The following is a 22,008-nucleotide window of genomic DNA, read 5'->3' on the forward strand; positions in this document are numbered from 1 at the left end:
GCGCAGGCGCATCGACTTTTGTGCCTGCTATACGTAAAGGCCGCCCATCGGGCCTATACTCGTCAGTCCACCATATGAACGAGAACTCCACCGCTGCCGGCGGCCGCGCTACCGAATCGGGCATGGCCTTCCAAGCAGCCGTCACAACTTGGTTCGCCGTCCAGATGCTCGCCGACGTCCCCATCGGTTCGGCCTTCGGTCTGACGGCGGACCTGAAGATTTCCGGCTTCCAATGCGAGACCGGGGACGCTATCGACGACCTCGTCGTGCGGCTCGAAGGCGGCGGGGCGCTCTACGTGCAGTGCAAGACACGGCCGGACCGGCCAGCTCTGGCGAAGGGGCTTGACCAGGTCGTCGACCTGTACGTGCGTCAAAAAAAGAGGAGTCCGTCGCCCACAGGCCAAGTCCGGGCGTTGCTCGCCGTCGCCGAAGACGCGCCTCGCACGCTCGATAAGTTGAATGCGGCTTGCCGCCTCTTCGACCATGGCGGCGCCTGGGGTGACGTGATCGCCCGAGCGACGGCTGAAGGGCGCGATGCCCTGACCCTATTCGAAACCCACGTCCAAGCAGCTTGGCCTACCCATGTAAACGCGCCGCTTGAGGCGGAGGACCTCGTATCGCTCGCGCGCCTGTTCCAGATCCGGCGGTTTCCCGAGGACGCGACGAGCGAGGCATGGCGCACCGGAGTACACATCCTTGGCCGAAGCCTTTATGGCTCCGACGGCGCCGGCGAAGCGCCGATGGCGACCCTCCTCGGGCTCAGCCGTCAGTTCATTCGCACGGGCGCCCCCGTCGATCGTGCTGGCGTGCTACGAGGGCTTCGAGCGGCGGGGCACGTCGACATTTCCGCCCCAGGATTCGACAAGGACATAGAGATACTCCTCGCCTATTCACGTGAGGAACAGAGGCGCCTGAGCAAGCACATGAGCTTGCCAATCGATGGCGGAATCGAAATTCCAAGGGATTGTCTCGCCCCCCTCCGAGCAGCGGCTGAGAGCGGAAGTCTACTCGTCACCGGTGAGCCTGGGGCCGGAAAGACCGGTGTACTGCTGAGGCTTGCGGAGCAGATGGGAAAAGCGCCGGGGCCGGTCCTCTTTCTGTCCGTTGAGCGATTCTCCGGCTTCCGCACGCGGAGCGACTTCCGCAGCGAACTCAAACTGGACCACGATCCGCTGGAGGTCCTGGGCGCATGGCCTGGCACCGACCCTGGATTGCTGATTGTGGACGCCCTTGATGCCTCAAGGGGGGGGCCATCCGAAGCGCTCATCGCGTCGTTCATCGAAGAGGCTGTCCAGAAGCTGGGAGCACGCTGGTCTATCGTCGCGTCTATCCGTAGCTTCGACCTTCGTAACGGCCGCCGATTCCGCGAGATCATGCCCGGCCTGCCTCCCAACCCGAGTTTCGCCGAGCAGGACCAGGGAGGCGTCCGGCATTTCCACGTGCCACGGCTCTCCAGCGGCGAGTTGGCGGCAGTGGCCGCAGCGTCACCAATGCTCCGCGAATTGGAGGCGTCGGCGCCAGACATTCTGAGCGACCTGCTCCGCAACATCTTCAATCTCTCGCTGGCCGCCGAGCTTCTTAGCGCGGGTGAAAACCCACAGTCCATCCGCACCGTAGCCACTCAATCGGAGCTCATCGGCCTGTACGAGGACATCCGGCTCCCAAGCCAACGCCTTCGCCTTGCCGTGAAGGCGGCAGTATCCGCCATGGTCCAGCGCCGACAGCTCACCGTCCGCGCGACCGATATCGAGAACGATGCGGTGGACGAGGTGCGCCAAGCCGGGGTGCTCACATCGGCGGGCGACCGCGTGGCCTTCGCCCACCATGTACTCTTCGATCACATAGCCGCTCGCTTCTATCTTTCGGGTGACGATCCCGGGGCACTGCGCACGCAAGTCACCCAAGATCCTACACTCGGGCTCATGCTTGGACCCGCACTGCGGTTCGCGCTTGAGGAGGTGTGGGAGGCAGATAAGGAGGGACGGCCGAAAACCTGGCGCTTCCTGACGGACCTCGCCGGGGTGTCCGCCCCGGATCCAGTAGTGCTGAGCATCGCCATCAGAACCGCTGCAGAGCGCGTCGCCACACCATCGGACGTCGATGCCCTCTGCACCCTCATTGAGTCCGAGCAGAGATCAGAGGCCGTCGGCCAACTCGTGGGCCAATTGTCACGGTTCGTCGGAATGGCGGCTGGCGAGCATGGCGGTCTCCTATCGTCTGCGGCCGAAGCATGGGCGCGCGTCGCACGCGTCGCTGCGGTGGTCAAAGTTGGTCGGTTGGCGGATGCATCCCGAGTGCTGCTGATGACTCTCGCGGAACGATCCGACCTCTCGGCTCCGAAGGTCTTGAACACATTCGGCGACGCTGCGCGGACTCTCTTGAACACTGCATGGTCACTCTCCCCAGAGCACCCGGCCCTAACCACAGCGGGCATCCGCTTCGTTGCAAGATCCTATGGAACGGATCCCGACGCCTCTCGCGCACTCCTCGGTCGCATACTGGACGACCGCTTCGAGAAGCACGCCTCGGAGGAAGCGCCCTGGCTGGCAGAAGGCGTCACATCGATCATCCCGCACGACCCGGTCTTCGTCGCCCGGATCTACGCGACACTATTCGGGCGCGATGTGACAGACGACGCGATGACCTGGATGGGCGGCTCACCCAGCCGGATTTTGGCGATGACGTCTACCCGTCGGCAGGACTACCAGCACGCCCGCTGGCGTTTGAATAAGGCGCTCGGGTCGTTCCTGAAAACCGCCCCGATGGCCGCCACTGCAGCGGTGATCGGCACCGTTCAGGGGATTGACGCCGCAAAGCGGCGCGGCCTCAGCAGTCCGCAGAAGCTCACGCGATTGAGGATAGGCGAAAAAGACATCCAAGTCTTCGACGATATCCTATCGCTCCAGGATTGGCGAAGGGAGAGCACCCACGAAGAAGAGCCCCTGAGCACCTTCGTAACCTTTCTCCGCACCTGCCCTCGGGAAGCCTTCCGCGAGGCGGTGATGGCTGCCCTCAAGCTTCCCACGAACGCGGCGGTGTGGGCCCGCCTGTTCGGCGTGGCCGCTGAACGCCCCGAGGTTGCTGATGACATGCTCTGGCCGTTGGCAGCAGAGCCGCACTTTACGGCGCTCGAGGGTCTGTATCGCGACGCCGTGAGCTTCCTCTCCGCAGCCTATCCACGGCAGACACCAGAAAGCCGCTCGGCCTTCGAGACTGTGGCTTTGGCGCGAGACCTCTTCCCAAGCGAGCCGGAAGCAAACTGTTGGGACCTAGTCCTCAAACGATTCCTGGCGATCGTGCCTGAGAACCTACTCGTCACGCCCGAGATGCGCACGCGTCGCTCCGAGCTTGCGGCGTTGAACGAACTTAGGGGAAATCCGCCGCGCCTGAGCATAGAGGGCGGATGGAAAGCCTCGCCGGATGATATCGTGGAAAGCCTGCTGCGAAGCGAGGGTGCGGACCTTGAGCGAAGCCCTGACCGCGAAATCCGCGCGGCCAGCCGCCAGCTTGAGGACCACCTGAAGCAGAACGAGCAAGACGCCGACGCCGTCTTCCTTGCGCGGCTCTGGGCCGACATCTTGGACGTTGTCGTGCTCCTCGACAAAGGGGCGGCCCAGGAGCCTCATCCCAGGCTCGTTCATTCAAGCTGGGGAGCGGTCAGCAACGGGGTGGAGCGGCTCGCCAAGAGCATCGCCTATTCGCCAGGAGCCAAGGGGTTACCGGAACTTGATCCTCTGCTCGCCTTGATAGATCGCCTGTCGGCGAGTCCCTATCCCGAGCGTACGGACACTCCGCCAGAGCAAATGGCTTGGGGTAACTGGGATGTTCGCGTCTATGCGGCATTGAGCCTCGTAGCCCTCGCGCCGAGGTTCGCCGGAGAGCGGCCCGACATCGTCAACCGGATGGCAGTATGCCTGCGCGATCCCGCCCCCACGGTACGGCTTCAGGTCACGAAGTCACTGAACGTCCTATGGAAGGTCGCTAGAGAGCGAATGTGGACTCTGGTGGCCGATGTAGCCGACCACGAGACGCACTGGGGAGTGCTCCGCTTCTTCGTCGCTGGATCGCTGCGGGCACTGTCGCGCGCCGAGCCCGAGCGGTGCGCAGAATTCCTCGACCGGGTGCTGCAACGCGATTGGGCCTTGCGCAGGGATGCGCAAAGTTCAAGCCATCATCCCGACGGCGATGCATTCGCGCACTTGGTGGCCTTCCTATACGTGGCCCTCGGCGAGGTTCGCGCTTGGAAGTGGATTGAGCACTGGGCCTCTGACTTGCGCCGTGGCAAGGCTCATATCGCCCCGATGCTGCATGACCTGCGAGAAGTGTTCTTCTTCTCGTACTTGAACGAGCCGAAGCCTGACCAGCTTGAGATGGCATCGCGAGCGCGAAAGCTGCTCGATCTCGTGGTTAGCGCAGCAGTCCGCGCCTTGGATGAGGCCCACCCCCATCTGCTCGGAGCCCCCTCACAGGAAGCAATTGAGACTTGGCGCCCCCTCTATGAGGCTGGCGACCGCGTGATCTACGAAGTCTGCAGTCAATTCTATTTCGGCTCAGGCGCGTTTCGCTCGCCAGGAAACCGCGAAACCAAGATTGGTCTTTCAACTTCTGCAGCCAAGCGGCGCTTCCTAGCCGACCATTCCGCGACTCTTGACGCGATCGCTGCCCATGCCCAAGCCCGCACGGTCCACAATCTCCTTGAGTTGCTCGCGTATCTCGTGGACGGCGACCCTCCCGGGGTGTTCGACCGGGTCGCAAAGCTCCTGCTCGGGCCAGCCGCAGCAGACGGATACCAGTTCGAAGCTCTCGGGCTGGACAGCTTGGTGAAATTGATCCGTCTCTACCTAGCCGACTACCGTGAGATTTTCGAAGATGCCGCGCGCCGTCAAACCCTGGTTGCAGTCCTGGAACTGTTCTCGTCCGTAGGTTGGCCTGAGGCGATGAAGGTACTCTTCGAATTGCCGGACTTGCTGCGATGAGCGAGGAGAGCAGAATCGCTGCTTTTGGAGATGCGCTTCGTACGGCCTTCACCCAGTTCAAGGCCCAAGAGGCGGTAATTCGGCAGCAGGCGACAACTGCCCTGTCGGACAAGCTGATTGTGCCGGGCGATGGCGAGGCGCTACTTGAACGCCGAACACGGCGATTCCTGATCGATCCGATGTTGCGCGCCCTCGACTGGAATCCGGACGATCCCAACAAGGTGACGGAAGAAGCCAGAAGCTGGGCCGAGAATGGGGATCGACTCTATTTCGACTACCTAGGTGTCAGCCAACGCGGCGCGCCGACCCTTCTCGTGGAGGCGAAGGGCGCGGACTCCGTGAGCGCTCGACCGCCGCGAGAGGACAACGTCAGCGCCTCACGGATGCCGCTGCTGATCAGCGAGGCGCTCGGCAAGCTGAAGACCGGTGATAACCCCGGAATTCTGGCGCAATGGGTCGATTGGCTTAAGGACCTTCGCTCCTATGTGACCTCGTTTGGCGAGGCAGAACGCGCAACTCTCAAGCGCGTGGTGATCACGGCCGGTCGCTGGCTCATCATCTTCAGGAATCCCTCAGCAGCATTCATTGATGGTGGGGCACCAGATTGGAGCGAAATTCACTGCTTCGTCTCGCCAGAAGAGATCGTCGAGCGGCACGGCGAAATCCACAAGCTCCTAGCCCGTCGCCGACTCATCAACACACTCCCACTTACAATGAACCTGGGAGAGGCACTGCAGATCCTTAATCCCACTGCCCTGAGCAAAGCCTATAGAGGCGTGGTGGTGGCAACCAGCATGACAGGCAGCAGGCGCAGTGAATTCCCACTGCGCGCCGTCTATCCGGCGATCGTGCTGCTCAGCGGCGGTCGCGCATTCGCGGTGGTCGACTACAACGCGAACCCGGCCATCGAGCCGCGCGACGCTAGTCAGCTCGGCACATTTACTGCTGATCTCACGGCGAAAGGCGAACGATTCCAACAACGCGTGCTGAACGCTTTCAACCGACTCGATCTAGAGATGTCGTCGGCCGTCCACTTCCCCATCAACATTCGGGAGCCGGAGTTCGGGTCGGCATTTGCGCCGGAGCCCGGGTCGACAGATGCGCTCGCCCCGGCGGCGCCAGTCCGACCACAACTGGTACGACAAACGGGAGAGCACAACACACAGCACGAGTTCCTCGTCATCACCGGCCAAGGCTGGTTCTACAAGGCGGCTCCCCCAAAGGGACCGGAATGCGATTTCCACAACTTTCCGATCGCTAAGAAGCGCGGCTTCGCGGGCAGCGACGGGCGGTTCGAACACGTCGCCGACAGCTTCACGCTCTCGGGGGATCCACAAAACTGCCAACACGCCGATCTCCTGGACCTCCGGCGCTCGCGCTGCCAAGTGCTCCAGCTCGAGTCGCACCTGTGCTGTCGAACGTGCATCTTCCACGAGGTCTGCTGGGAAACCACAGAGCTGAACCGGCTTCCCTGCGGAACGTGAGTCCCTCGGGCTCGAAAGCGCTCAGCTGTAAGGAGTCGCATGGAGACACCGCTTGAGCATGGGCTCAGTCGACGGCTAACACGCTCTAAACCCCCGGATATAGTTCCTGTCCACGTCGGACTGATGGAATGTCCACGAAGTTCTTTGACATCGTCGCAGAGCGAATAGAAGGACTACTTCCGGGCGCGAACACGAGCAACTGGTCCGACAGTCAGACCAAATGTAACAGTTCGCGGCCGGAGGGTGCAGCGCGCCAATTCCCCCACATCCATCCATGGCCAATTCATAGTGATGGGTGGACACAATCCATGCCCGGGGGATTAGTGTCCCGCCGCATGAATGCCCGGCTTCCGACCTTCTCCCTCGCCGCCGCCGCCGTATTCCTCCTCGCCTCCCCCGTGGAGGCCAAACCCTACCGGGCCATGGTGACCCGCACCGCCGAGACGACGCGGAGCGGGAACCTGGAGCTCGGCCTGCGCTACCAGGGCTTCTTCAACCTCGAGTCCGAGCGCTCCCTCCCCTACCAGCAGCTCTCCCCGAGCATCCGCTGGGGCATCCTCGACAACCTCGAGGCCAACGTCTATTTCGAGCTGCTCGGGCTCGGCCTGCCCGGCGACAACGACTTCCAGCTGGCCTTCGGTGACATTCCCCTCGGCCTGCAGTGGACGTTCCTGGAGACGCGCCCCTTCGCCCTCGCGGCCTACGCGCGCGTCACCTTCCCCACCGGTCCCAGCAACCAGGACGCCATCCCCCCCAACCTGTCCGATGGCACCTGGGACTACGAGGGCACGCTCGTCGGCGAGCTGCGGGTGAGCAAGGATCTGCGCTTCATGCTCAATGGCAGCTACCTCCACCAGGGCACGCGGGACCGGGGCGCGCTGGCGGACTTCGACGTGCCGGATGCCGTGCAGTTGGGCCTGGCGGGCACGTACAACATCGACAACTTCACCCTGGTGGGCCTGGAGGTCATCGGCCGCATCTACTTCGAGCCCGCCATCACCCCGGTGTGGACGAACAACGCCAACCAGGTGGAGATCATCCCCGTGGTGCGCCGCGAGGTCTTCCCGGGACTGGTGCTGGAAGCGGTCGCCGGCATCGCGGTGACGCCGGACCTCTCCAACATCTACCGCTTCCGCGCGCTGATTGGCGGCACCTACGAGTTCGACCTCGCCTCGGGCCCGCGCCTGCCCGAGGACGATGACGACGACAAGAAGCCCACGCCGAAGAAGAAGAAGCCCTCGACGCGCAAGCGCTGAGCCGGGCTCAGGCCGGAGTCAGCTCCACGGGCAGCCGCGAGAGCCCCCGCAGCTGGATGGAGGGAGTCCATTGCAGCGGCTCCGGCCCACGCGACAGGCGCTGGATGCGAGGCAGCAGGGCCTCCAGCGCCACGCGCGCCTCCATCCGCGTCAGGGCCGCGCCCAGGCAGAAGTGGATTCCATGACCAAAGGCCAGATTGCCCCGCTGCGGACGCTCCAGGATGAACCGCTCCGGGTCGGGGACATACGCCTCGTCCCGGCTGGCCGCGCCCAGGAGGAGGATGAGCACGGAATGCTGGGGCAGCCGCACGCCGCCCAGCTCCACCTCCTCCAGCGTCAGCCGGAAGGTGGACTGCGCGGGTGACTCGTAGCGCAGCACCTCCTCGATGAACGCGGGCACCAGGGCCGGCTCGGCGCGCAGGCGCTCCAGCAGCCCCGGTTGGTCCGCCAGCAACACGGCGCCATTGCCCAGCAGGTTCACCGTCGTCTCGAAACCGGCCACCAGCAACAGGAACAGGAAGGCCATCAGCTCCGCGTCGCTGAGCGCCTCGCCGTCCACCCGGGCCTGGAGCAGCGCACTCACCAGGTCCTCGCGAGGCTCGCGGCGGCGCTCCGCCACCACCTCGCGCATGTCGTGCTCCATCTCCTGGATGGTGTGGCGGATGCGCTTCTGGCCCTCGTGGTCGGACTCGGCGGTGGCGCTGACGGCCCCGAGGTCATCGGACCAACGCTTGAAGCGCGGGAAGAGCGAGGGGTCCAACCCCAGCAGCAGGCCGATGGCGGCGGCGGGCAGCGGCAGGGCCAGCGCGGGAAGGAAGTCCACCGTGCGCTGGGCCAGCATGGCGTCGACGAGCTGCCCGGCGGTGGCGCGGAGCATCGGCTCGAGCCGGGTGAGCATGGACGTGCCGAAGGCGCGGCTGACGAGCGTCCGGGCCCGCCCGTGCTGGGGCTCATCCATCACCAGCAGGGAGTGGGCGATGGGGTTGTGGTCCAGCCAGGGCGGCAACATGGAGCGCTGGAGCCCCGCCGAGGAGAAGACCTGGGGATTCTTCAGGACGTGCATCACGTCCGCGTAGCGCGTGACGGCCCACAGCCCGCCCGGGTCCACCTGGCACACGGGCGAGTCCCGCCGCAGCCGCGCGAAGTGCGGATAGGGATTGGCCAGGACCTCGGGAAGCACCAGATTCAAGCGCCCGCTCATGCCGTCATTCCACCTTTGTCTCGGGGAGTGCACGGCATGCTACGGGAGCGAGGCCGGGGGCTCCAGCCCCGGCGGCCCTCAGGCCTCGACGCCCACGCCCACCATCGGGCCGGGCTCGGCCGTGGCCGGCTGCTGCGCCCGGACACGGCGCGGCTCCGGAGCCTGCTGCGAGCCCTCGCGCCAGTCGAAGCGGCCCTTGAGCTTGATGAACCAGCTCTCGAAGTAGCGGTGGCTCAGCGTGGCGGCCACCACGCTCGCCGCCAGCGTCAGCACGAAGTAGACGGCCACGTGCTGCCCCGGCAGCGCCTTGCGCACCACGTTGAGGGTGAGCATGTGCAGCAGGTAGACGCCGTAGCTGACCGTGCCCACGTAGCGCACCCACGCGTGGCCCAGCACCGGCGCCAGCGGATGCTGCTCGCGGATGCAGGTGGCCACCACCAGCGCCGTCATCACCAGCGAGACGAGCCAGTTCGGCGCCTCGTGCCACACCACCACGCCGGCCAGCGCCACCGCCATGAGCGGCACGCTCCACGCCCGGCCCAGCACCCGGGACACCCAGGCGAAGCCCTTGGGCGAGTGCGTCAGGTGCGCGGCCAGGCACCCCAGGCAGATGGACGCCGAGACGCTGGTGAGCACGCGCCCGCCCAGGTGGCTCGCGTCCAGCAGCCCCGCGGACACGGCCCACGGCGCGCCCACCGACACCGCGAGCAGTCCGCCCATGAAGAGCACCGGCGTCCACGTGCGCCGCGACAGGGCCATCACCAGCGGCCACACCAGGTAGAACTGCTCCTCGGTGGCCAGCGACCAGGCGAAGTAGAAGATGACGCGCTTGTCCGCGGCCGGCGGGACGAACCAGTTGGACGTGTACGTGAGGAAGGCCGGCAGGTTGGCGAAGAAGTCCCCGCGCACCACCGCGTCCTTCTCCGACACGAACACCAGCGCCGCGTACAGGCCGAGCACCGTGTAGTACAGCGGGAAGATGCGCAGCGCGCGCCGGGCGAAGAAGCCTCGCAGCGAGATGTGCCCCGCCTTGTCCCGCTCGCGCAGCAGCAGCGTGGTGATGAGGAACCCGCTGATGGCGAAGAAGAGCGAGACGCCCAGGTACCCCCGCCCCACCAGGCCCTGATGGCTGCCCGCCACGTGGTAGGCCACCACCGCCACGATGCTCAGGCACCGCAGTCCGTCCAGTCCGGCGAAGAAGCGGCTCTTCAGGAAGGCGTCATGGGCGTTTGGCATGGAGTTCCCGTTTCGTTGGGACTCCATGTTTAGCAGCGTTACCAGATTGTGAAAGAATAAATGTTGAACCCAAACCACGAAATTTCAACAGGTGTACATTTCGTGACAGGCCTGTTGCACCGGCCCCCTCAGGGCTTCGAGGCGCCCACCTGGAGCCGGGGCCCGGGAGCGAAGGTGCTCCAGTCCGGGCAGGACACCTGACGCGGCGCGTAACGCTCGTTCCGGGCGCCCTGGGGGGAGTGGTACTGCAGCTGGGCCTCGAGCTGGGCCGTCAGCACCTGGAGCAGCGCGGCCGGAATGGGGGCCTCCGGGGAGTAGAGGTCGCGCGCCTCGCCCGGGTCCTCCTGGAGGTTGTAGAGCTCGTAGTGCTGGGACGAGCGGTCCAGCGTGAGCTTCCACGGCCAGCACACCACCCCATCCCCGAGCCGCAGCCCATGCAGGGTGAAGAAGATGGCCGGGTGCGGGGCGCCCGGACGCTCCAGCTCCGTCAGCGGCCGCCCCTGGAAGGACGGGTGCGGCGCGAGGCCGAGCAGCTCCAGCACCGTGGGCAGGACATCCAGCTGGGAGAGCGGCACGTCCACGTCGCGGCTCGCGATGCGCCGGGGCCAGTGGATGAGCAGCGGCACGCGCAGCTGGATGTCCGTCAGGGACTTGCCATGGGTGACGCGGCCGCCCTCGTAGAAATGCTCTCCGTGGTCCGAGGAGAGGATGATGAGCGTGTCCTCCCACTGGCCGCTGGCCTCGAGGTGGCTCAGCAGCCGGCCCACCTGCGCGTCCACGTACTCCAGGGCGTTGTCGTAGCGGTTGAGCACCACCTCCAGCTCCTCGCGCGGGTAGTGCAGGAAGCCGAAGGTGCCCGGGTTGGGCTCGGAGGGCTGGTGGCGTCCGGTGAAGCCCGGCGGAAGCGCGTACGGGAAGTGGGTCCGCTGGAAGTTCACGTACGCGGCCCACGGCGCCTTCGACTGCTTGCGCAGCCACTCGAGGAAGACATCCACGGTGAGGTGGTCCGGGAGCTTGCGCTCCTCGCCCTCGCCCATGTGCGGGCCGGGATGGTCGTTGGAGTCCCGGTAGAAGGTGGGCGTCCCCGTGTTCTGGAAGCGGCGCATGCCCTGCCAGTTCTCGTTCTGGCTGGAGACGGTGGCGGTGTCGTAGCCGAGCGTGTGGAAGACGTCGTGGAAGAGCATCCGCGGGTAGTTGATCTGCTCGTACTGCTCCAACCACGGCCGGCGGCGCGGCAGCAGCGAGGACAGCAGCGCCATCTGCGCGTAGGCGGACGCGGGGGCGGTGCTCCACACGTGGCGGAAGCGCAGGCTCCGGCTGGCGAGGCGATCGATGTTGGGCGTGGCGGCCCGCGAGTAGCCGGCGTAGCCCAGGTGTTGGGCCGGCACGGACTCCAGGAGGATGAGGAGGACGTTGGGCCGGGGTCCCTTCCACTCCCGGGCGGACGCGAGCCACGCCTCACCCGCGGAGAGCGGCGGACCGGGCGGCACGGACGGAGGAGGCCGCGCATCCCTCCGCGCGGAAATCCCCGCGTCCCCGGAGTCATCCCCGAGCGAGCTCAGCAGCGTCAACTCGGGGCAGGCGTCCCCCACGGACCGGAAGCCCGGCGTGGTGGCGAGCACGAACACGGCGGCGCTGCCTCCCAGGCCCACGGCCGCGAGCAGCGCCAGCGGGTACGGCCGCTGCTTCGCGGAGGGGCGGACGAGGAGCAGGAACAGCAACGCCGCCAACACGAGGGCGGACGCGCCGAGGGAGAAGATCTCGGTCCGGTGCCCCACCAGCGCGGCGTGGAAGAACTGCGAGGGGCTGGCGAGGAACATCTCCAGGCCGGAGAACGTCGGCAGCGCGCCCGACAGGATGCGCACGCCCGTGGCCATCACGTGGTGCGCGGCGGTGAGCGTGAGCCCCGCCGTCACGAGCCCCGCGGCCAACGGGCGGCCTCCCCGCAGGTGAATCCATGGAGCCGTGAGCGCCGCGCCCAGCAGGCCCACCAGCGCGAAGACGCCCGTGGACACCAGCACGGCCGCGGCTCGAGCTTCCTGGCCCGACCACGCAACGACTCCCTGCCCCAGCACCGCCAGGACCAGCCCCAACCCCGCTCCCACCTGGAACGAGCGCGTACACCACACCGCGCGGGAGGGCCTCTCGGCTGCGAAAAGCATGGGGGTCGGCATCACGTGGAAACCAGAACAGTATCACCTGGGGTCTCGTCGGATACCATCCGCGCCCATGACCGAGCGAGTCCTCAAGTGCCCGCAGTGCAATGCGCCCATCGCGCCTGCTCGCCTGGCCCGCTCGGCCGTCTGCTCGTTCTGCGGGGCCACGGTGCAGGTGGACCCCACGGCCGTCTCCGCCGCGCGCTTCCGGGAAGCCTTCCAGGCGTGGAACCAGCCGTCCAACCACGGCTACCCGGCCTGGTGGACCCTCGGCGATGGCCACTGGGCGCCCGGACAGCTCCTCGCACGGGGTGAGCTCTCGACCGTCTATGTCGCACAGAGAGCCCGCTGGCCCACCGAGCGAGTGCTCCTGAAGGTGCTGCGCGACCCGGAGGACGCGCCGCTCTTCGACCACGAGTGGGACATCCTTCAGGAGCTCCAGCGCAGCACCGCGGCCGGGGCCGCGACCTTCACCACCCGGCTTCCGCAGCCGGTGGCCCGGGGCGTGCTGCGCGATGGGCCGCACACCGGCTCGCGCGCCATGGCCCTGCGGTGGCATGCGGGCTTCGTCCACACCTTCGAGGCCGTGCGCAACGTGTACCCGGGAGGCGTCGACCCGCGCGTGTCCGTGTGGATGTGGCGCCGGATTCTCGAGACGCTCTCGTTCCTCCACAGCTCGGGAGTCGTGCACGGCGCGGTGCTCCCGCAGCACCTGGTCGTCGAGCACGGCGAGCATGGGGTGCGGCTCGTGGGCTTCAGCTGCGCGGACCGCGTGGGGGCGCCCCTGCGCGCCCTCTGCACCCGCTTCAAGGACTACTACCCCGCGGAATTCTTGCGCTCGGAGACGCTCACGCCCGCGGCCGACCTGAAGATGAGCGCGCGCTGCATCGCCGCGGTCCTCGGGGGTGACCCTTCACGAGGCTCGGTGCCGGGCTCGGTGCCAGGAGCACTGGCGGCGCTCATCCGGCAGGTCGCCGCGGGGGACGGGGTCGAAACGAGGGAGGACGCCTGGACACTTCGCGAGCGCGTTGGTGAAGTGGGACACGCGGTCTTTGGCCGCCCGAGCTTCCACCCGCTCGTGATGCCGTGAGGGCGAGGCCGCTCGCGGAGACGAAGGAGCACTGACGATGGGACACGGCAATTACAGCAGCGAGGCACACGAGGCCCTCCTTCGCGGACGCGCCCGGCTTCCGGCGCAGCAGGTCTTCCAGCAGAAGTCCTGCCACGCGCTGATGAACCCGAAGGGCGTCCGCCTCCGGGAGAGCCGCGACAGCGCCGAGCATCCCAACTCGCTGGGCATCGTCTTCGCGCTGGATGTCACGGGCTCGATGGGGACGATTCCCAAGCTGCTGGCCACGCAGCTGCTGCCGAAGTTCATGAAGGTGCTCACGGACTGCCATGTGCCGGATCCCCAGCTGCTCTTCATGGCCGTGGGGGATGCGACGAGCGACAGCGCGCCGCTGCAGGTGGGCCAGTTCGAGTCCACCGCCGAGCTGATGGACCAGTGGCTGACGTGGAGCTTCCTGGAGGGAGGCGGCGGAGGGACGGGTCACGAGACGTATGAGCTCGGCCTGTACTTCCTGGCCCAGCACACGGAGATGGACTGCTGGGTGAAGCGGAAGAAGAAGGGCTACCTCTTCATGACGGGTGACGAGCTGCCCTATCCGAGCCTGTCCAAGCACATCGTGGACGGGATCATCGGGGACAGGCTGGACGACGACTTGAAGACCGAGGAGATCGTCGCCGAGCTGCAGAAGACGTTCGTGCCGTTCTTCGTCATCCCGGACCTGGAGCGCCGCAACAAGTGCGAGCGGCGGTGGAGGGACCTGCTGGGAGACCATGTGTTGTGCATGGAGTCGCCGCAGGACATCTGCTTCGTGACGGCGGGAGCCGTCTGCCTCTACGAGGGGCTGGTGAAGGACGTGGACGGACTGAGCCGCGTGCTGAGGGACGCGAACGTGCCCGGCGATCGGCTGGCGGCGACCGTCCGGGCACTGACGCCCCTGGCGGAGGCGCTCGGACGCACCGGAGGCCCTGCCCTGTCCGGCGCTCCGTCGGAGGGAGGAGGCCTGCAGAAGCTCATCCATAACGTCTTCAAATGAAGACGCCGGGTGGACGGCGAGCCTCCATCGTCATCGACCTGGGTTTCGGTGACTGCGGGAAGGGGCTGCTGACCGACTTCCTGGTGCGGCGGACGGGAGCGTCCGTCGTGGTGCGGTACAACGGCGGCGCGCAGGCGGGACACAACGTGGTCACGCCCGAGGGCCGGCACCACACCTTCGCGCAGTTCGGTGCGGGGACGTTCGTTCCAGGTGTCCGGACGTTCCTGTCGAGGTACGTCGTCATCCACCCCACGGCCCTGCTCGTGGAGGGCGAGGCCCTGCGCACCCAGGGCGTGGGGGATGTGTTCTCGCGCATCCGCATCAGCGAGCGCGCACGCGTCATCACGCCCTTCCACCAATCGGCCAACCGCCTGCGCGAGCTGGCTCGGGGTGAGTCGCGGCACGGCAGCTGCGGTGTCGGCGTTGGGGAGACGGTCCAGGATGCGCTGGAGCATCCGGAGGAGACCGTGCTCGCCGGGGACCTGCGCGATGCGGCACGGGCGCGGAGGAAGCTCCAGCGCATCCGTGAGCGCAAGTACGAGGAATTGCGTGCGCTGTGGGATGTGATTCCCGCGGGAGGCCCGGCCGGACACGAGCGCGCCATCTTCGAGCACGAGGGCGTCATCGAGGCGTGGCTCGAACAGGCGACGCACCTGGTGAAGCTCGGCGCGGTGGTGCCCGATTCGCTGCTGGGCGCCTGGATGGCGGAGTCCCCGGCCACGGTGTTCGAGGGAGCGCAGGGGGTGCTGCTCGACGAGTGGCACGGCTTCCATCCGTTCACGACGTGGTCGGACTGCACCGCCGCGAACGCGTTGGCACTGATCGCCGAGAGTGGACTGGATGCCGAGGTGGAACGGATCGGCGTGTTGCGCAGCCACATGGCCCGGCATGGCGCGGGGCCATTGCCAACGGAGACGGAGCTCCTGCGGCCCGTGATGTCCGAGCACAACACCCACAACGCGTGGCAGGGGAACGTCCGCTACGGCTGGTTCGACGCGGTGCTGGCCCGGTACGCGCTCGATGTGGTGGGTGGAGTGGATGCGCTGGCCATCACGCACCTGGACCTGTTGAAGCAGCTGCGCACCTGGAAGGTCTGTGCCGGCTACCAGCGGGAGCCGATGCGCGGAGACTCCGAGTTCATCGCGCACCGGAGCGAGGCCGGTCTCGTCACGCGGCTGGCCGTTGCCACGACGCCATCACTCGACAGGCAGGAGCGGCTGGCCAGGTGGCTGGGGCACGTGACGCCTTCTCTCGAGGAGTGTACAGCGAACGACGACGCGGTCCTGGAGCACCTCGAACGGCTGCTAGGCAGGACCGTGGATCTCGTGTCACACGGACCTCGCGCCAGTGACGTCTCGTTTCGAAGCCAGCGCGCTACCACCTATGAATAAAGCGATCATCGTTCTCGCTGTTCTGTTCGCGCATCCGGCCGCACATGCGCAACCCCATCTCTCTTGGGGCGGGCAGCACGCTGGCGCGCGCCCCCAGTTCAACCAATCATGTGGCGCGGCCTGTGGCGCTCCGATCAATGCGAGTACCGGGGAGATCATCGCTCCGGGTGCGGTCCGGGCTGGACAGGTGCTCGAGACAGTCATTCAAGCCACCGAGGCCCTTCAGGGCTTCATCACCGTGAGCAAGTTCCTCGACGAAACCCAGAAGAAAGCCGTCGAGGAGATCCTGGTCGCGTGCGTCAAGGAGGCCAATACGAAGGTGGATGATGAGCTCTTCGGAAAGGGGCGCTCCCTGCCTGATTCCGAGTGCGGCAAACAACCCACCGTCAGGGAGAAGCTCGCCCCCACCTGGCGCAGGCATCTCGGAAAGCTCAAGCACGCCGCCGCCTTCGAGTGCATTCAACGCCGGCTCTCGGAAAAGTTCCCCGACAACGTCTCCATCGAGCCACGTCTTCGGAAAGACGAGCTCACCAAAGAGGTACTGCTGACTGACAGGTGGGACGGCTCGTTGCAACCCGACATCGTCATCCACTTCACCCGGAACATCACCCGGGTTCAGTGCATCTACGATCTCAAGTTCCCCTGCGGCTACGACGTGGGTTCCAATCCATGGACCGCTGAAGTCGTGGCACAAATGACGTCCTATGCACGCCTTGGCGGTGAGTGCCTTCCCGCGCTCATCACTCCTCAGCGTGCGATCGTTCGCCAGTAGATGAGCCCATGACCTCCATCCGTCCGCGAGTCCGAATCCCTGGGCCCATCCCCTACACGTCCTGGGCTCCCGAGACAGGGGACGTCACGAGCCATTGGAACCGCCTCATCGCCCGGGATGTCGTGCGCGCCGTCTTCTTCGTGCCCCGCGACCACTTCGACATCGCCGCTGGGGTGTCCCACGCGCTCGACAGCTACCTGCATGCGGTCAGCGCCTACCCGGCTGCTCTCTCGCAATACACCTGCTGTGATTGGGAACCCAGCGGGCTCGATGACGGAGGCTGGGAACTCATTCGAGCCACCCTGAACCCAAAGGAGCACCGATACGCGGAGGATTACACGCGCGACGAGGTCTCCCAGGCCTTGAAGGATGGTGCGGACCCCTACTTCGGCATCTACGGCACGCAAGACAGCGGCTTCTCCTTCGAGTACCACGCCCGCGTTCCCTCGCGGCAGGCCTCACCCGATAGAGCAAGCGTCCTCCGTGTCACCCTGCCCACGGAGTACCTCAAGGAGCGCGGTGCCAGCGCCATACGGGAGCTCGCCCTCGAGCTGGCCTCTCTCCTTCCCTTCGCCTCCGGACATGCCGGGCTCGCGCTGGACGTCGCTTATCCCAGGCTCGGCCGGCTCGACACCCTGCGCCCTCTGCTCTTCCGCCACCCTGGCTTCGATGTTCGCGACGCCGGCATTCGCGACGAGCTGGGCGTGAAGGTGGATGGCGTCCACTGGATGAATTTCCTCGGAGAGCCAGTGCTGGGTGGGCTGGGAGGAGCCTCGGGCCTCCGCGCCCGGCTCCACTCCCCTTCCACGGAGGTGCAGGCGTTGGACAGCGAGCGTATCCTCGTGCTGCTGGGGCCAGAGCCTGAAGCAGGAGACACGGCTCACGGTCAGCCGCTCCCCGCCTATCGCGAGCTCGCACGAGTCTTGGAGCCCTGGCAGGAGCCATTTCCCTGGGGCTACCTCGGCGACCAGGGCAAATCCGCTGATGAACAAGAGTGGCGCCGCTGGTGGCGCCGGTTCCTCGACTGAGCGATGGGTGTGCGCAGCACAACGGCGGCGCCCGTGAGCACCAGGGAGCGCTCGCGCTCGTGTACAGTGCGCCGCCATGCGCTCCGCACCTCTTCCCACCGACCTGATCGGCCTCATCGGCAACACCCCCATGGTGAGGGTGACCCAGCTCGACACCGGCCCGTGTGAGCTCTACCTCAAGCTGGAGAGCCACAACCCCGGCGGCTCCATCAAGGACCGCATCGGCCTGTCGATGGTTTCCGCCGCCGAGCAGGCCGGCCAGCTCGGTCCCCACCAGAAGCACCTCGTCGAGGCCACCGCTGGCAACACCGGCCTGGGCCTCGCGCTCGTCGCCGCCCAGAAGGGCTACCGGCTCACCCTGGTGATTCCAGACAAGATGAGCCAGGAGAAGGTGCTCCACCTCAAGGCGCTCGGCGCCGAGGTGGTCATGACCCGCTCGGACGTGGAGAAGGGCCACCCGGACTACTACCAGGACATGGCCGAGCGCATCGCCCGCGAGCTGGGAGGCTTCTACGTCAACCAGTTCGCCAACCCCGCCAACCCCCTGGCCCACGAGACCAGCACCGGCCCGGAGATCGCCGCCCAGCTCGGCAACCGTCTGGATGCGATGGTGTGCGGCGTCGGCTCCGGAGGCACCCTGGGTGGCCTCTCGCGCTACTTCGCCAAGGCGATTCCCGAGTGCGAGATGGTGCTCGCCGACCCCGAGGGCTCCGTGCTCGCCGAGTACGTGCAGACGGGCAGGATGGGCAAGGCCGGCTCCTGGGTCGTCGAGGGCATCGGCGAGGACTTCCTCCCGCCCAACGCGGACCTCACCCGCGTGAAGAAGGCCTACACCATCTCCGACAAGGAGAGCCTCGAGACGGCGCGCCTGCTGCTCAAGAAGGCCGGCATCCTCGCGGGCTCGTCCTCCGGCACGCTCATCGCCGCGGCGCTGCGCTACTGCCGCGAGCAGACCACGCCCAAGCGCGTGTGCACCTTCGTCTGTGACAGCGGCAACAAGTACCTGTCCAAGATGTTCAATGACTTCTGGATGGCGGACCAGGGCTTCCTGCCCCGCCAGGCCCACGGCGACCTGCGCGACGTCATCACCCGCCGCTACGCCGAGCGCGCCGTCGTCACCCTGTCCCCCAACGACACGCTGCTCGTCGCCTACGGGCGCATGAAGCTCTACGAGGTCTCCCAGCTGCCGGTGCTCGAGGGCAACAAGGTGGTGGGGATGATCGACGAGTCGGACCTGCTGCTCGCGGCCATCGACGACGAGACGCGCCTGCGCCTGCCGGTGCGCGACATCATGACCACGCGCCTGCAGACCGTGGATGTCCGCACCCCGGTGCGCGAGCTGCTCCCGATGCTCGACAAGGGCTTCGTGCCCATCGTCGTGGAGGGCGAGGAGTTCATCGGCCTCATCACCCGCATCGATCTGCTCAACCACCTGCGGCGCAAGCTGCGCTGAGCGGGCCGTACGAGGTACCTCGTACAGGGCGTAAACCCTGGCGGCGAAGGAGCCCGCTCTCACGGAGAGCGGGTGGCCCACCTGCGCGCGTGGATGGTATGTGCTCCGCCCTTTTCTGGAGGAGACCCCCATGCGGACCCTGAGCATCGCCCTGCTCGCCCTGGCCATCACCGGCTGCGAGACGACGTCGGGCACCACCCGCCGGAAGAGCGCCGCCGAGCGCGCCGCGGAGATCCAGCGCTATCGCGAGCAGAAGGCCGCCGAGGAAGAGGCCCGTCAGAAGGCCCTCGCCGAGGTCAGAGACCCGGACGCGGGCAACACGCAGGACACGGCCGGGACGGCGCCCGCGACCCCCGCCACGCCCGAGACGCCCGCCACCCCGGCCACTCCGGCGGCGCCCGCCACTCCGGCCGTGACCCCCATGGCCCCCCTGACGCCCGCACTGCCGGTGGGACCGCGCATGGGGCTGTTCGGCCTGCGTGCCTCGCTGCTCGGCAGCACCCTGGGCCTGGGCGAGTCCGCGGGCACCAGCTCCAGCGTGGGCATCCGGTACTTCATCAACGAGCGGGCAGGCATCGACCTGGATGCAGGCTTCGCCTACGCGTCGCAGGGGAAGACGTCCCTCACGGGCCTGTCGCTGGGTCTCGGGCTGAACATCTACAGCGACTCCCCGGGCAAGGCGCTCCGTCCCTTCTTCTCGCTGGCGGGCTCACTCAACCAGGTGGGTGCCGCGAACACGAGCACCAGCGTGTTGACGCTCGCGGCCGGTGGCGGCCTGGAGTACTGGCTCGCGCCGCAGCTCTCCGTGAGCACCAGCCTGCTGGTGGGCCTGGCGACCGTGCCCAACGCGGACACGCTCGTCATCGGCACGTTCCGGCCCGGCCTCGGTGTGACGCTGTATACCGAGTAAGGCGTGCCATACTGACCGCCCCCCATGCTCTCCCGGCCGCTCGAGAATGGAACCCGGACGTGGACCTCCCCCAACGGGGAGCTGCGTCAGTGGAACCCCGCCTCCCATGTCCTCGTGTTGAGGTTCCGCGGCGCTTTGTTCGAAGCCGAGTTCTCCCGCATCGCCGTGGCCGTCATCAACGAGTTCGCCGCCAGCAACCTGGGGAAGATGGACATCTTCCACGACTGGGAGGGCATGGCGCTCTACACCACCGAGGCGCGCACCGGGCTGACGGAGCTGGGCATGCGCCTCATGCCACGGCTCAGCTCGCTCAACGTGCTGTTCAGCTCGAATGTCGTCGAGATGGGCGTGACGATGGCCAACATCACGTTGGGTGGCATCCGCATGTTCACCCAACGTGAGGAGTTCGAGCGGGCCATCCGCCAGGCCGTGGAGTCGCGGGGCGGCACGTACACGCCCCTGCCCCCGGGGTGACGACCCTCGGCCGATGCCGAAGCAGGTGAAGCCCTCCCCGGTGCCCGAACCAGCCGCGGCCCTCGAGCTTCACCCGCTCGACCCGCGCGCCCTTGGGCCCACCGATGACCGCCGCCTCCAGCGCCTTCCGCTCGCGCATCCATCGTCGTTGCCTCTCCTGCGCCTCGGTGTGTGAGGAACGCGAGGTGACTTGGGCCCTGAGCGGGAACAATCGCACCCTGGGCCACCCTCCGAACGCCGTGCACAGGAGAACGCCATCGCTGCTGTCTGCCGTACGCAGCCGTGCTGGCATGTCGGGCAATCAACCCACGCATCCTCGGGATGATCGGCCACCGCTCCCTGGAAGCCCTGTGCGGCCCCAGCCTCCCGTGCATGAATCGAATCCACGGGAAACGGGCGGTTGTCTTGGGGGGAGCGGGCTTCCTCGGATCTCACCTGTGCGAGCGGCTGCTCGCGGATGGAGCCTCCGAGGTCATCAGCCTGGACAACTTCGTCACCGGCGATGAGCGCAACCTCGCCGGGCTGAGGATGAACAAGCGCTTCATCTCGCTGCACCACGACATCACCGAGCCGTTCAGCTTCGACGGGCCGGTGCACTTCGTCTTCAACATGGCCTCGCCGGCCTCGCCCATCGACTACGCACAGCTGCCCATCGAGACGCTGCGCGTGGGCTCGCTCGGCACGGAGAATGGACTGCGGCTGGCGCACCACAAGGACGCGGTGTTCCTTCAGGCGTCCACATCGGAGATCTACGGTGACCCGCTGGTTCACCCGCAGCGCGAGGAGTACTGGGGCAATGTGAATCCCATTGGCCCGCGCTCCTGCTACGACGAGTCCAAGCGTTATGGGGAGGCCATCGTGGCGGCGTACCGGCGCGTGCACCAGGTGCGCACCCGCATCGTGCGCATCTTCAACACGTATGGGCCGCGGATGAGGCTCAACGAGGGACGCGTGGTGCCCGCCTTCGTGGGGCAGGCGCTCCGGGGCGAGGACTTCACCGTCTTCGGCGATGGGAGCCAGACGCGCTCGTTCTGCTACGTGTCGGATTTGATCGACGGCATCGTGCGGCTGGCGATGTCGGACGTGGAGGAGCCGGTAAACATCGGCAACCCGCGCGAGATGACCATCCTCCAGTTCGCGGAGGCCGTGCGCGACGCCATGGGTGGAAGCAGCCGCATCACCTTCCAGCCGCTGCCCAGGGATGACCCGAAGCAGCGCCAGCCGGACATCTCCCGGGCGCGCACGCTGCTCGGCTGGGAGCCTCGAGTGCGGCTGGAGGATGGGTTGAGGGAGACGATCCGGTACTTCCGCGACCTGGCCGAGCGTCCGAGCCCGGTGCACACGCCCCCTGAGCTGGCGGACGCGGGTTCAGCGATTTGACGTCATCCCCTCGCAAGGGAGGGATTCGACAACGCCCGCCACCGCAGCAGGAGTCCCTCCTCCTGGGCCTTCAACTCCTCGCTCCGAAGCCGACCCGCCACCGGCCGCCTGACAGGATGCCTGCACACCGGGCGCGCACTGCATGACATCGGCCTCACACGGAGGTGGCCCCCTATCTTGTCTCCGAAA

At 66.8% G+C, this 22,008-nt stretch carries 15 protein-coding genes; 12 read left to right on the top strand and 3 right to left on the bottom strand.

The features are described from left to right. Nucleotides 1-74 precede the first annotated feature (74 nt). The 3 genes from AC16DP_RS20435 to AC16DP_RS20445 all read left to right on the top strand — a co-directional run bounded on the left by AC16DP_RS20435 (nucleotide 75) and on the right by AC16DP_RS20445 (nucleotide 7,716). Nucleotides 75-4,976, top strand: a complete 4,902-nt coding sequence (locus AC16DP_RS20435; RefSeq protein WP_329734967.1) for an NACHT domain-containing protein — start codon at nucleotides 75-77, stop codon at nucleotides 4,974-4,976. Beyond that, entirely contained in the window at nucleotides 4,973-6,460 is a 1,488-nt protein-coding gene (locus tag AC16DP_RS20440; protein ID WP_329734968.1) for a hypothetical protein, read from the top strand. Before AC16DP_RS20435 ends, AC16DP_RS20440 begins: the two co-directional genes overlap by 4 nt. 335 nt (nucleotides 6,461-6,795) lie before the next feature. After that, nucleotides 6,796-7,716, top strand: coding sequence for a transporter (locus tag AC16DP_RS20445; RefSeq protein ID WP_329734969.1), 921 nt, complete (start codon nucleotides 6,796-6,798; stop codon nucleotides 7,714-7,716). A gap of 7 nt (nucleotides 7,717-7,723) precedes the next feature. Here AC16DP_RS20445 and AC16DP_RS20450 read toward each other — a convergent pair whose 3' ends face one another. From AC16DP_RS20450 to AC16DP_RS20460, 3 genes are all read right to left on the bottom strand, one after another. After that, entirely contained in the window at nucleotides 7,724-8,917 is a 1,194-nt protein-coding gene (locus tag AC16DP_RS20450) for a cytochrome P450 (RefSeq protein WP_329734970.1), read from the bottom strand. Between the two features lie 78 nt (nucleotides 8,918-8,995). Continuing rightward, nucleotides 8,996-10,153: an acyltransferase family protein gene (locus AC16DP_RS20455; protein ID WP_329734971.1), complete on the bottom strand. Its 1,158-nt coding sequence runs from the start codon at nucleotides 10,151-10,153 to the stop codon at nucleotides 8,996-8,998. A gap of 128 nt (nucleotides 10,154-10,281) precedes the next feature. Then, entirely contained in the window at nucleotides 10,282-12,315 is a 2,034-nt protein-coding gene (locus AC16DP_RS20460; RefSeq protein ID WP_329734972.1) for a sulfatase family protein, read from the bottom strand. 67 nt (nucleotides 12,316-12,382) lie between these two features. On the opposite strand from AC16DP_RS20460, the gene AC16DP_RS20465 reads away from it, so the two are divergent. The 9 genes from AC16DP_RS20465 (at nucleotide 12,383) to AC16DP_RS20505 (ending at nucleotide 21,819) form a co-directional block, all read left to right on the top strand. Further along, on the top strand, nucleotides 12,383-13,399 hold the full coding sequence (locus tag AC16DP_RS20465; RefSeq protein WP_329734973.1) for a serine/threonine-protein kinase: 1,017 nt from the start codon (nucleotides 12,383-12,385) through the stop codon (nucleotides 13,397-13,399). Between the two features lie 37 nt (nucleotides 13,400-13,436). Beyond that, complete coding sequence (locus AC16DP_RS20470; protein ID WP_329734974.1) at nucleotides 13,437-14,411, top strand: VWA domain-containing protein; 975 nt, start codon at nucleotides 13,437-13,439, stop codon at nucleotides 14,409-14,411. After that, complete coding sequence (locus AC16DP_RS20475; protein WP_329734975.1) at nucleotides 14,408-15,802, top strand: adenylosuccinate synthetase; 1,395 nt, start codon at nucleotides 14,408-14,410, stop codon at nucleotides 15,800-15,802. Before AC16DP_RS20470 ends, AC16DP_RS20475 begins: the two co-directional genes overlap by 4 nt. Continuing rightward, nucleotides 15,795-16,574 carry a hypothetical protein gene (locus AC16DP_RS20480; protein ID WP_329734976.1) on the top strand — a complete coding sequence of 260 codons (780 nt, stop codon included), beginning with the start codon at nucleotides 15,795-15,797 and terminating at the stop codon, nucleotides 16,572-16,574. Before AC16DP_RS20475 ends, AC16DP_RS20480 begins: the two co-directional genes overlap by 8 nt. Nucleotides 16,575-16,582: 8 nt before the next feature. Then, nucleotides 16,583-17,602 carry a type VI immunity family protein gene (locus AC16DP_RS20485; RefSeq protein WP_329734977.1) on the top strand — a complete coding sequence of 340 codons (1,020 nt, stop codon included), beginning with the start codon at nucleotides 16,583-16,585 and terminating at the stop codon, nucleotides 17,600-17,602. Between the two features lie 76 nt (nucleotides 17,603-17,678). Beyond that, nucleotides 17,679-19,055, top strand: coding sequence for a pyridoxal-phosphate dependent enzyme (locus AC16DP_RS20490; RefSeq protein ID WP_329734978.1), 1,377 nt, complete (start codon nucleotides 17,679-17,681; stop codon nucleotides 19,053-19,055). A 130-nt stretch (nucleotides 19,056-19,185) separates the two neighbouring features. Further along, entirely contained in the window at nucleotides 19,186-19,965 is a 780-nt protein-coding gene (locus tag AC16DP_RS20495; RefSeq protein WP_329734979.1) for a hypothetical protein, read from the top strand. A gap of 135 nt (nucleotides 19,966-20,100) precedes the next feature. After that, entirely contained in the window at nucleotides 20,101-20,439 is a 339-nt protein-coding gene (locus AC16DP_RS20500) for a hypothetical protein (RefSeq protein ID WP_329734980.1), read from the top strand. A 372-nt stretch (nucleotides 20,440-20,811) separates the two neighbouring features. Beyond that, nucleotides 20,812-21,819 (top strand): UDP-glucuronic acid decarboxylase family protein, encoded by a 1,008-nt coding sequence (locus AC16DP_RS20505; RefSeq protein WP_329734981.1) that lies wholly within the window; start codon nucleotides 20,812-20,814, stop codon nucleotides 21,817-21,819. Nucleotides 21,820-22,008: the final 189 nt, after the last annotated feature.

This window comes from Archangium sp. (assembly GCF_057119385.1).